Origin of the sequence: Acidovorax sp. SUPP1855 (assembly GCF_030158955.1) — a bacterium.
Classification (GTDB): Bacteria; Pseudomonadota; Gammaproteobacteria; order Burkholderiales; family Burkholderiaceae_C; genus Paracidovorax.
In genome coordinates this window covers 1-10,515 of record NZ_BQXI01000061.1, presented here as the reverse complement: position 1 = coordinate 10,515, position 10,515 = coordinate 1, and the positions used below count along the sequence as shown (strand labels likewise).

Here is a 10,515-nt window from a genome sequence, read left to right as displayed (position 1 = left end):
CGAGCAGCGGCCCCACCTGTCCCTAGAATACAAAACGCCCGATGCGGTGCACCGGGCGTCTCTTGCAAGCCAATTACGGCTAGGGTTCAGTCCCGCATAGGTGTCAACCTATTCCAGGACGGGTCAGCAAGATGCACTATGGAAAAAGATCAACCTGCGCAACGACCGCCAAAGCTACCAGGACGACTTCTTTCGCATGGACCTGCCCACCTTCGCTGAAGTGCCGGTGCGTGAAGCCATTTTGAACGCGGTCGCCCACCGCGACTACAGGTTGGGTGGATCGATCTTCATCCGGCAGTTTGCCAAACGCCTGGAAGTAGTGAGTCCTGGCGGTCTGCCTCCAGGCATTACTCCGGAAAACATCATCGATCAGCAATACCCACGCAATCGCCGCTTGGCAGAAGCCTTGGGACGGTGCGGCCTGATCGAGCGCTCTGGACAAGGTCTGAACCTGATGATGGAAAGCGCCGTGCGCCAGGGCAAGCCGCTGCCTAGCTTTGCGGGCACGGCCACGCATGAAGTTCGGCTGACGCTGGAGGGCGGAGTGCGCAACCCGGCGTTTGTGCGGTTCATGGAGCGGCTGGGCGAAGAGACGCTGCGCAGTTTTTCAACGCTGGACTATCTGGCACTCGAGAGGTTGGAACAAGGCCGTTTGCTCACCCCCAAAATTCAGGAGCGCCTGCCCGCGCTGGCAGAAGTCGGCGCGGTGGAAATGATGGGCCGTGGCAAAACCGCGAAATACATGCTGGCTGCCGCCTTGTATGCGACGCTGGGAAACAAAGGCACCTATACCCGCAAGCGGGGCCTGGATCACGGCACCAACAAGGCCCTGTTGCTGCAACACCTCAAAGACCAGGGGGAAGCGGGTGCACCGCTCAGCGAGTTCCGCCAAGTGTTGCCGTCGCTGCCCATGAAGGCAGTGCAGAAACTGCTCGACGAGTTACGCAATGAGGGTTTGATCGGTGTTCTTGGCCAGCGGCGGTGGGCCCGCTGGTATCTTGCAGATACGTCGGTCTTTAAGCCAACAGGCGATAAAAAAGTTAAAGCAGCCCTTTGACCGATCGGGCATTTCATATAAATCAACGACTTATAAAACCCGACATCTGTTGAGAAGGCACGATAGCGGGTTAAACAACGCATGCCCATGCTGGAGAAAGCATGGCAACTTGGTCGCTTTCGCAGCAAAACCAAGGTGGTTTTGTTTGCTCACGAAAGCAGGCTCACCTTGCACAGGAGACAACGATGCCGCAGCCACCCGCACCCGACGCCGCCAGCCCGCCCCTGGTCTTTCGCCGCGAGGGGGCCATTGCCACGCTGCAGTTCCATCGCCCCGCCGCGCTCAACGCCATTGACGTGCCCATGGCCCAGGCCCTGTGCGCGGCCGCGCGCAGCATCGCGGCCGATCCGGGCGTACGGGCCGTGGTGCTGTGCGGCGCGGGCAAGGGCTTCATGGCGGGGGGCGATCTGGCCACCCTGCGCGAAGACCCCGTCCAGGGCGCCGCCGACCTGCTGGGCCCGCTCAACGAGGCCGCCACCCTGCTCGCGAACATCGACGCGCCCGTCATCGCCAAGGTGCACGGCGTGGCCGCCGGGGCCGGGATGAGCCTGATGCTCCTGGCCGACTTCATCCTCGCCGCCGAGGGCACGCGCTTCAATCTGGCCTACATCAACCTGGGCACCAGCTGCGACGTGGGCGCCTCGTGGGCCCTGCCGCGTCAGGTGGGCCTGCGCCGCGCGCTGGAGATCGCCCTGCTCGGCGACACGCTCACCAGCGCCGATGCCGAGCGCCTGGGCCTGGTCAACCGGGTGGTGCCCGCCGACCAGCTCGATGCGGCGGTGGACGCACTCGCCGAGCGCCTGGCGGCCGGCCCCACGGTCGCGCTGGGCCACATGCGCCGGCTGATGCGCGCCTCGTTCGACCGCGACCTGCCCGCGCAACTGGAGGCGGAAACCCGCGCCTTCGGCGACTGCGCGCGCACGGCCGACCTGGCCGCGGGCATCGCCGCCTTCTACGCCAAGGAGAAGCCGCGCTTCGAAGGGCGATAGGCAAACCTGCGCGGCAGGGCACGACACGGCAGCGGCGGCTGACGCCCACACGCCTGCCCTGCCGGCCGCCCGGCCCTACCATTCCGTCCGATCCGCAGCGCAGCGCACCGTGCGGCACCTGATTTTCAGCACCTGTCCGTTCATTCATTCATTCCTTGAGGAGACCCCTGCCATGAACCACCGCGACGTCTTCATCGTCGGCACCGCCCGCACCGCCATCGGCACCTTCGGCGGCACGCTCAAGGACGTGCCCAACAGCCAGCTGGCCACCACGGTCACGCGCGCCGCCATCGAACGCAGCGGCCTCGCACCCGACACCGTGGGCCACGTGGTCATGGGCAACGTCATCCCGACCGACACCAAGGACGCCTACCTGGCCCGCGTGGCCGCCATCGATGCGGGCTGCCCCATCGAGACGCCGGCCTTCAACGTCAACCGCCTGTGCGGCTCCGGCCTGCAGGCCATCGTGTCGGCCGCGCAGGCCATCGTGCTGGGCGACTGCGACGTGGCCATCGGCGGCGGCAGCGAATCCATGAGCCGCGGCCCGTACTTCGACACCGCCGCGCGCTACGGCCAGCGCATGGGCGACGCCAAGAGCATCGACTACATGCTGGGCATCCTGCACGACCCCTGGCAGAAGATGCACATGGGCATCACCGCCGAGAACGTGGCCGAGCGCTACCGCATCAGCCGCGACATGCAGGACGAACTGGCCGCCGCCAGCCAGCACCGCGCCGCCGCGGCCATCGCCGCCGGGCACTTCAAGGCGCAGATCGTTCCGGTCGAGATCGCCACGCGCAAGGGCACCGTGCTGTTCGACACCGATGAGCACGTGCGCGGCAACACCACGCTCGACGTGCTGGCCGGCATGAAGCCCGCGTTCAAGAAGGATGGCGGCAGCGTCACCGCCGGCAATGCCTCGGGCATCAACGACGGCGCGGCCGCCGTGGTGCTGGTGGCCGGCGACCGCGTGGCCGCGCTGAACGCCAAGCCGCTAGCCCGCCTGGTCGGCTACGCGCACGCGGGCGTGGACCCGGCCTACATGGGCATCGGCCCCGTGCCCGCCACGCGCCAGGTGCTGCAGCGCACGGGCCTGAAGATCGAGGACATGGACGTCATCGAGGCCAACGAGGCCTTCGCCGCCCAGGCCTGCGCCGTCATCCAGGAACTCGGCCTGGACCCCGCCAAGGTCAACCCCAACGGCTCGGGCATCTCCCTGGGCCACCCCGTGGGCGCCACTGGCGCGATCATCACGACCAAGGCCGTCGCCGAGCTGCACCGCACCGGCGGGCGCTATGCGCTGGTCACGATGTGCATCGGCGGCGGGCAGGGCATCGCGGCCATCTTCGAGCGGGTTTGAAACGGTTGGAAACAGCCGGGGCAAAAGGCACGCGGCCGACTAGTATCGCTGCTTTTGTCCGATCACTCGACGATGCCTTACATCTACCAGAACGCCGAAGCCCTGGAGGGAACCAGCAAGGTCGGCAGCAAGCACTGCGTCGCCCTGCTGCAGCACTATGCGCAACTGCCCCACACCAGTTCCTGGAAACCGGGCGAGACCGTCTTCGGCAACGCCAACATCAAGAAGGGCACGGCGATCGCCACCTTCAACGGCAAGGGCCACTACGGCAGCCTGCCCACGGGCAACCACGCGGCGTTCTTCATCTCGCAGGACCCCGGCGGCATCTGGGTCATGGACCAGTGGCTGAGCGATACGCAAAAACCCAAGGTGTCCATGCGCTACATCCGCCCCCAGGTCCAGCGCAAGAACGGGGATTTCGTCGATCCCAGCAACAACGCCGCCGCGTATTCCGTCATCGAGTGACCGACCCAGGAAAGGCCCCATGAGCCCAGCCCCCCTTCTGCGCCGACCGACCGCCCATAGCGCGGCCCTCGCCTTCGCCCTGGCGGCCGCCGCCGCAGGCCTGTCCGCTCCCGCTGTTGCCGCCACGTCATCGCTGGACTGCCCGGCCACCGTGCGCCTCACCTCGCCCCGCGCGGAGGCCGCCGGCCTGCCGGCCGGCACCGAGATCGTGCTCGACCAGCGCCCCCTGCGCCTGACCGGCCACAACGTCTTCGACGGCCCGCCCGCCCAGGGCGCCGCCCTCATGCCCCAGTCGGACAAGCCCGGCAAGGGGGGCGCCACGGCCGTGTGGAATTTCGAAGGCGACTACCCGCAGGGCAAGTTCCTCGCGTGCGACTACGCCGGCGGCGCCGTGCGCGTGGTGCAGCGCGTGGACGATTCGGTGAAGCGCTGCACCGCCCGATCGAGCACCACGAAGAACCCGGCCACGCTGCAGACGCGCTTCCAGTGCGAGTGAGCCGCGCCTGAGGGCGCGCGGCGGACGGCCCGGCAGGCGGGAATCCGCCGCGACAGGCAACGCCGTCGATTTGCTATCTTTTTAATAGAAATCCAGGCAAACAATCCGCCGGCATGGCGGGGTTTTCACTTGTAGAACGCTTCCACTGCGCCCTTGAGCGTGATCATCAGCGGCCGGCCCTTGCGGTCCACCGTCTTGCCCGCGGGCACCTTCACCCAGCCCCCGCTCACGCAGTATTCCTCCACGTCGAAGCGCTCCTTGCCATTGAAGCGGATCCCGATGTCGTGCTCGAACACGGCGGCGACATGGTGCGGGCTGCGCGGGTCGATGGAGAGGTGGTCGGGCAGGTCGGGGCGTTGCGGAGCGTCGGTCACGGAAAGGCTTTCTGAGGGAAGGCGTGAATGGGATGGCAGTCGAAGGGGTGAATTGTCCAAGGTTTGAGAGGCAGCGCAGTCACCGCAGCATCGCGTACCCCACCCCGATCGCCGCCGCCAGCCCCACCGCATCCGCCACCAGCGCGCACGCCAGCGCATGCCGCGCGTGCCGGATGCCCACGCTGCCGAAGTACACCGCCAGCACGTAGAAGGTGGTTTCCGTCGATCCCTGCACGATGGCGGCCAGGCGGCCGGCGAAGGAATCGACGCCGTGCGTCTGCATGACATCGATCATCAGGCCCCGCGCGCCGGCGCCAGAAAGCACCTTCATCAGCCCCACGGGCAGGGCCGGCAGGAACGCGGTGTCCCAGCCCATCGCCGTCACGCCCGCGCCGATGGCACCCAGCAGCGCATCCATGCAGCCGGCCGCGCGGAAGACGCCGATGGCCGCGAGGATGGCGATGAGGTACGGCACGATCTGCACCGCCACGCCAAAGCCTTCCTTGGCGCCTTCGATGAAGGCGTCGTAGACGTTCACGCGCCGCACGGCGCCCGCCAGCACGAAGAGCATGACCACGCCCAGGATGACCGCGGCCCCGGTGGTGCCGGCGATGCGCGCGGCCTGCTCGGCCGGCAACCGGGCGAGCGCAGTGACGGCCGCTGCCAGCAGCCCGGCCACGGCCAGCACGGGCAGCAGCAGACGCGCGCGCCACAGGGGCAGGCGCTGGCACACGGCCACGGCCAGAACGCCCGCCAGCAGCGACGCGAAGGTGACCAGCAGCGTCGGCAAAAAGATGTCCGCCGCGTTGAAGCCCGCGCCCAACCCCTGCTTCAGGGCCAGGCTCTGGCGGATGGCGATGACCGAGGTGGGAATGAGCGTGAGCCCCGCGGTGTTCATCACCACGAACATGATCTGCGCGTTGCTGGCGGTGTCGGGCGGGCCGGGGTTGAGGGTCTGCAGTTCGCGCATGGCCGTGAGGCCGAGCGGCGTGGCGGCGTTGTCCAGGCCCAGCAGGTTGGCCGAGAGGTTCATGGTCATCGCGCCCTGCGCCGGGTGGCCGTCGGGCACGCCGGGGAACAGCCGGCGCAGCAGCGGGGCGGCGGCGCGGGCGAGCAGCTCGATCATGCCGGCGCGCTCGCCCACGCGCAGCAGGCCCAGCCACAGCGCCATCACGCCGGCCAGGCCCAGCGAGATCTCGAAGCCCGAGCGGGCCGCATCGAACAGCGCGGCCAGCAAGGCCTGAAAGATGCCGTCCGCGCCCAGCAGCCAGCGCACGACGGCCGTGGCGAACGCCACGGTGAAGAACCCGATCCAGACCCAGTTGAGCGCCATGGCCGGGATGGTAGCCGCACGGACCCTGAGAACCTGTTCAATGTCTTTTTGGAGATCGCGTTGGCGCTCAATCGCCCGACGTTCTCAGAGAAATCCGATCCAGCGCCCCGCCAGCACGGCCCCCAGCCACAGCGCGAGCGACACCGCGGCCTGCATGCGCACCCAGCCGCCAGCGCGCCCTTCGCGCAGGGCGCGCGCCCAGTGCCCGCCGGCATGCAGCGCCAGCGCATTCAGCAGCGCCAGCCCGATGACCGCCACCTTCACCAGGAATGCCGGATTGGCCAGGTAGTCGGCCGGCCGGGTGGCGAACAGCCACAGCCCGGTGACCAGGGCCAGCGCGATCCCCGCCCCCGCCGCGCGCGACAGGAACGGACCCAGCAGCGCCAGCGGAATGCGCCGGCCGATGGCGCCCCACAGGCGCAGGTCCAGCAGCACGGCGGCGCCCACGCCCAGGCCCAGCACGGCGATGTGCAAGGCGTTGACCACCAAGTAGGCCGTGCCGGACTGGCGCAGCCACGCGGCCGGGGCGGACGCGGCCAGGGTGTCCAGCAGGGGCGTGAGCCCGGCGAAATCCATGGGGCCTTCTAGCGTTTGGGGCTCTGGATGCGCTCGGGGTAGAGGTCGTAGGTCTTGCCACCGACCTGGATCTGCACGGCCTTCATGCGCCGCTGGGAAGTGTCCCGGTCACGGTTGCCGATGGCGGTGATGGCATCGCCCGGCTTGGCGGAGGCCGCGGTGAAACCGGAGCGCTCGGTCTGCGACGGATTGCCCAGCTCCACGCGCCAGACGGCGCCCTCGGCGGTCTTGACCTCCAGCGTCGGGTGGGGCGGCGCGATCTGCACGCGCTGCACGGTGCCGGCCAGCTCGGACTGGGCTTCTTCCGCCCAGGACCAGCCGTGGTGCGCCTGCGCGGGGCCGGCGCACAGGGCCGCCAGGGCGACGGCGGTGCTGACAACGGAACGGGTGATGACGGTCATCGGATACCTCCAGGCAACGGTTTTCACGGGACGTGGGGAATGCGCCGGTCGGCCATCGGTCCAGGCCGGCCCTGCCGCGACAGCCATCGTGCACGCAGCGGGGCGCATCGCCAAACGATGGCCCCACGGCGATGCGGGTTCGCGCCCGCGCGGCAGCGCGCTGTCCCGGGCCACGGGCCCGCGGGTCAGAACGGTGCGTCGTCGTCTTCGGCACCATCGGCCGCCACGGCAGCAGGGCTGCTCGAAGGCGCAGGGGCGGCAGTGCCGGCCGCCGGCGCTGCCGGGGGCGTGCCGCCCAGTTCGGTGCGGCCTTCGCCACCCAGCGCCTCGATCAGGTCGGGAATCAACTTGCTGAGTTCGCCCGTGGCGATGGCCACGTCGGTGTCGAAGCCGCCGTCATCGGCCTTGGTGCCTTCGAACACCGTGTCCAGGAACGATATCTTGCGCACCTGCAGGCCTTCGCTCAGCAAAAAGGACACGCGGTCGTCCCAGGTCATCGCGAGCTTGGTGGGCAGCTTGCCGGCGGCGATGTGCTCGCGCACCTCGTCGATGTCGAGCGGATGGCGGGCATAGCGCACCACGGCCTTGGCCTCGTCGGCGCTCTTGAGCTCGCACTCGCGGTCCACGCTGAAGCCCACGGGCGGCTCCTGCGTGCTGAGCCAGTGCGACATGGCGGCCTGGGGCGAGGTCTGCGTATCGAGCAGCGCCACCGACAGGCCGGGCAGCGCCTCGACCAGCAGCGTGACGACCTCGTCGGCCCGCGACTGGCTGCTGGTGTCCAGCACCAGCCAGTGGGCCTGCGGGTCGATCCACACCCACATCGATCCCTGCTTGGTGAAGGCCATGGGCAGCAGGTCGAGCTTGGCCTCGTCCTTGAGCTCCTTGGCTTCCTTCTTGCCGGGCTTGCGGCCGGTTTCCTGCTCGATGCGCGCGGCCTTTTCCTTGACCTTGCGGTTGAGCACCGAGCCGGGCAGCATCTTGGACTCGACCATGAAGCGCAGCACCCACTGCCCGCCCACGGATTCGGCCATGAGGCCGTGCGCGTCGCCCCGCGGCGGCACCCAGCCCAGCGATTTTTCCTGCGTGGCGCCGCACTCCACGAACGGCGTCTTGGCCAGCGCCTCTTCCACCTGCGACAGGTCCACCTGCCACTGCGGCGCGATGCGGTACACGATCATGTTCTTGAACACGGAAATCCTTCAGCTCTGACGTTCATTGGCACACCCTGGGGCGCCCGCCCGGGGGCGCGGCGCGGTGCAACGGGGTGCCATTGTCGGGGGTGCGGTCGGCGCCGGGCCCGCGGCCTGGCGCGGCCTTCACCGGCATGGCACCCCGTTTGCTATTTATTTAATAGCTTCACAGGCAATCGATACGCCGGCATGGGGCCATTCCCGTCCCCCATTGCACGGACAGGGCAACCAACCCTTGTCACAACTTTACACAGCCACACGAACGCCTCACGCCGGCGTTACACAGGGGGAAGACACTGGCCCTCAACCGCTGCAACGGTCGTTGCGGCGGACCCACTCGCCCCCTGGGGCAAGAAAGGAACCACCATGTCCATCTTCTTCCAACGACGCATCGCCGGCGCCGCCGCCGCCACCGCCCTGCTGGCCGCCCTCGCCGCGCCCGCCTTCGCGCAGACCCCTCCCCCCGCCCCGTCCGCGCCGCCCGCCGCCGGCCAGTCGCAGGACGGCCCGCGCCACCGCATGCCCAGCCCCGAGCAGCGCAAGGCGCACATGGAGCAGCGTGCCAACGCCCTGCAGCAAAAGCTGCAGCTCACCCCGGCCCAGCAGCCCGCCTGGGACACCTTCAAGGCCGCGATGCAGCCGCAGGAGCGCGGCGCGCGGCTCGATCCCAAGGGCCTCGACCAGCTGACCACGCCCGAGCGCATCGACCGCATGCGGGCCATGCGCGCCCAGCACAGCGCGGAAGCCGACCGCCGCGATGAAGCCACCAAGGCGTTCTACGCCACGCTGACCCCGGCGCAGCAAAAGACCTTCGACCAGGAAAGCCGCCGCATGCACCGCCACCCCGGCATGGGCGGCCCACGCGATGGTGAACGCGGCAAGGACGGACGCCACGGCGGCCCGCGCGGCGAACGCCCGGCCGTGCCGCCGGTGCCCGCACCCGCGCCGCAGTAAGCGACCGGTCCGGGGGGTTTGCGCAGAGTCTGGACATCCCTGCATACCCTCCGGTCAGATCCCGACCGATCAGTACGGTTGAGGCGACTGCCTACAACGCACCCCCCGATGGGCGGAATACAGTGGGTTACACACGTTGTGCAAACCCACAGTCATTCCATCGAGGGAATTTCCATGCCGATCACCCACCTCCTGCGTTCCCGCGCCCTGCTGCGCGGGAACGCTTTTTTCCTGGCGCTGGCCTGCGTCGCCGGCGCAGGCGCCGTTCACGCCCAGCCTTCGGGCACCAGCCCGTCCGTCTACGTGCAAGGCGGCTGGGCAGAACACCAGACCGATTCCGCCGCCGTGGGTGTGACGCTGCCCTGGAACTGGCAGAGCGAGCTGTGGGGCAATGAAGTGCGCGGCTACTGGGACATTTCCGCCAGCCGCTGGTCGTACAACGGGGTCAACGGCTCAGGCGACCTGACCGTGGTCGGCTTCACGCCCACCTTCCGCCTGCGCCCGGACAACGGCCGCGCCAACTGGTTCTGGGAAGGGGGCGTCGGCATCACGTATGCCGACCGCAAGTACCACACCCCCGACAAGGAGTTCAGCACCCGCTACAACTTCGGCTCCCACCTGGGCGTGGGCTACAGCCTGGGCGCGCAGCGCCAGCACGAGATCGTGCTGCGGGTGCAGCACCTGTCCAACGCGGGCATCAAGAAGCCCAACCCGGGCGAGAACTTCGTGCAGCTGCGCTACGCGTACCACTTCTGATCCCTGCCTGCTTCATCCATGCCAACAAGGGCCCTTCGGGGCCCTTTTTCTTTGGCCGATGCCGATCCGGGGCGCATTGTGGACAAGCCTGGGGACATTTCCAGAGCAACCCATGGGTTATCCACAGAAGATGCCGATGCGCCGAAGTTGTTGTCGCCCGGCATGTCGGTTCACCCGGCCAGCGCCACAGGGTTTGCGGCCATCCAAGTGCTTGGCAGCGTTGAGGAAATCGGTCTTGTCCACAGAAACGGGGCTCCTCTACTACTACTGCTATGTATTGATAGAACCTTTAATGGAATAACAAGGAACCTCCGGGCCGCCGAAAAACCGACCGCCGCGCTCCTTGCCTGAGGTCACCCGGGCCTGGTGCAAGACGAAGGCATTCCACCCGCCGTGGGAAAAGAAAAAAAGGGAAGGGAAAGAAGAAAGGGGCGAACGCCTCTGACCCGTCCTGAATGAGGTTGACACCTTTCTGTTCATCAGAAAGGAAAGTCAAGTGGATCAATGGGTTAAGAGAACGCAGAAGGACTACACACTGGCCTTTAAGCTGGCGGTGGTGGATCA

General features: G+C 67.9%; 12 protein-coding genes. 7 read left to right on the top strand and 5 right to left on the bottom strand.

Features of this window, described 5'->3' with window-relative positions:
• Positions 1–100 precede the first annotated feature (100 nt).
• The 5 genes from AVMA1855_RS25995 to AVMA1855_RS25975 all read left to right on the top strand — a co-directional run bounded on the left by AVMA1855_RS25995 (position 101) and on the right by AVMA1855_RS25975 (position 4,367).
• Positions 101–1,057: an ATP-binding protein gene (locus AVMA1855_RS25995; protein WP_284427926.1), complete on the top strand. Its 957-nt coding sequence runs from the start codon at positions 101–103 to the stop codon at positions 1,055–1,057.
• A 185-nt stretch (positions 1,058–1,242) separates the two neighbouring features.
• On the top strand, positions 1,243–2,046 hold the full coding sequence (locus AVMA1855_RS25990) for an enoyl-CoA hydratase/isomerase family protein (protein ID WP_284427925.1): 804 nt from the start codon (positions 1,243–1,245) through the stop codon (positions 2,044–2,046).
• A gap of 172 nt (positions 2,047–2,218) precedes the next feature.
• On the top strand, positions 2,219–3,406 hold the full coding sequence (locus AVMA1855_RS25985) for an acetyl-CoA C-acyltransferase family protein (RefSeq protein WP_284407803.1): 1,188 nt from the start codon (positions 2,219–2,221) through the stop codon (positions 3,404–3,406).
• Positions 3,407–3,478: 72 nt separating this feature from the next.
• Entirely contained in the window at positions 3,479–3,871 is a 393-nt protein-coding gene (locus AVMA1855_RS25980; protein ID WP_284410060.1) for a BPSL0067 family protein, read from the top strand.
• A 19-nt stretch (positions 3,872–3,890) separates the two neighbouring features.
• Positions 3,891–4,367 (top strand): STY0301 family protein, encoded by a 477-nt coding sequence (locus AVMA1855_RS25975; protein ID WP_284427924.1) that lies wholly within the window; start codon positions 3,891–3,893, stop codon positions 4,365–4,367.
• A 125-nt stretch (positions 4,368–4,492) separates the two neighbouring features.
• Here the strand turns inward: AVMA1855_RS25975 and AVMA1855_RS25970 are convergent, their stop codons facing one another.
• The 5 genes from AVMA1855_RS25970 to AVMA1855_RS25950 all read right to left on the bottom strand — a co-directional run bounded on the left by AVMA1855_RS25970 (position 4,493) and on the right by AVMA1855_RS25950 (position 8,241).
• Positions 4,493–4,741, bottom strand: coding sequence for a DUF3297 family protein (locus tag AVMA1855_RS25970; RefSeq protein WP_284397321.1), 249 nt, complete (start codon positions 4,739–4,741; stop codon positions 4,493–4,495).
• Between the two features lie 79 nt (positions 4,742–4,820).
• Positions 4,821–6,074, bottom strand: a complete 1,254-nt coding sequence (locus AVMA1855_RS25965) for a spore maturation protein (protein WP_284427923.1) — start codon at positions 6,072–6,074, stop codon at positions 4,821–4,823.
• Between the two features lie 84 nt (positions 6,075–6,158).
• Complete coding sequence (locus AVMA1855_RS25960; RefSeq protein WP_284427922.1) at positions 6,159–6,650, bottom strand: DUF2214 domain-containing protein; 492 nt, start codon at positions 6,648–6,650, stop codon at positions 6,159–6,161.
• Positions 6,651–6,658: 8 nt separating this feature from the next.
• Positions 6,659–7,051, bottom strand: a complete 393-nt coding sequence (locus AVMA1855_RS25955; protein ID WP_284427921.1) for a DUF6152 family protein — start codon at positions 7,049–7,051, stop codon at positions 6,659–6,661.
• Between the two features lie 185 nt (positions 7,052–7,236).
• On the bottom strand, positions 7,237–8,241 hold the full coding sequence (locus AVMA1855_RS25950; RefSeq protein WP_284427920.1) for a recombination-associated protein RdgC: 1,005 nt from the start codon (positions 8,239–8,241) through the stop codon (positions 7,237–7,239).
• 366 nt (positions 8,242–8,607) lie between these two features.
• Between AVMA1855_RS25950 and AVMA1855_RS25945 the strand changes: the two genes are divergently transcribed.
• Both AVMA1855_RS25945 and AVMA1855_RS25940 read left to right on the top strand, forming a co-directional pair.
• A complete protein-coding gene (locus tag AVMA1855_RS25945; RefSeq protein ID WP_284427919.1) occupies positions 8,608–9,195 on the top strand; it encodes a Spy/CpxP family protein refolding chaperone in 588 nt (195 codons plus the stop codon).
• A gap of 174 nt (positions 9,196–9,369) precedes the next feature.
• Positions 9,370–9,951, top strand: a complete 582-nt coding sequence (locus AVMA1855_RS25940) for an acyloxyacyl hydrolase (protein ID WP_284427918.1) — start codon at positions 9,370–9,372, stop codon at positions 9,949–9,951.
• Positions 9,952–10,515: the final 564 nt, after the last annotated feature.

Coding starts and splice junctions, on each gene's coding strand:
- AVMA1855_RS25990 (WP_284427925.1), top strand. CDS start 1,243: ATGCCGCAGCCACCCGCACCCGACGCCGCCAGCCCGCCCCTGGTCTTT.
- AVMA1855_RS25940 (WP_284427918.1), top strand. CDS start 9,370: ATGCCGATCACCCACCTCCTGCGTTCCCGCGCCCTGCTGCGCGGGAAC.
- AVMA1855_RS25975 (WP_284427924.1), top strand. CDS start 3,891: ATGAGCCCAGCCCCCCTTCTGCGCCGACCGACCGCCCATAGCGCGGCC.
- AVMA1855_RS25980 (WP_284410060.1), top strand. CDS start 3,479: ATGCCTTACATCTACCAGAACGCCGAAGCCCTGGAGGGAACCAGCAAG.
- AVMA1855_RS25960 (WP_284427922.1), bottom strand. CDS start 6,650: ATGGATTTCGCCGGGCTCACGCCCCTGCTGGACACCCTGGCCGCGTCC.
- AVMA1855_RS25955 (WP_284427921.1), bottom strand. CDS start 7,051: ATGACCGTCATCACCCGTTCCGTTGTCAGCACCGCCGTCGCCCTGGCG.
- AVMA1855_RS25985 (WP_284407803.1), top strand. CDS start 2,219: ATGAACCACCGCGACGTCTTCATCGTCGGCACCGCCCGCACCGCCATC.
- AVMA1855_RS25965 (WP_284427923.1), bottom strand. CDS start 6,074: ATGGCGCTCAACTGGGTCTGGATCGGGTTCTTCACCGTGGCGTTCGCC.
- AVMA1855_RS25945 (WP_284427919.1), top strand. CDS start 8,608: ATGTCCATCTTCTTCCAACGACGCATCGCCGGCGCCGCCGCCGCCACC.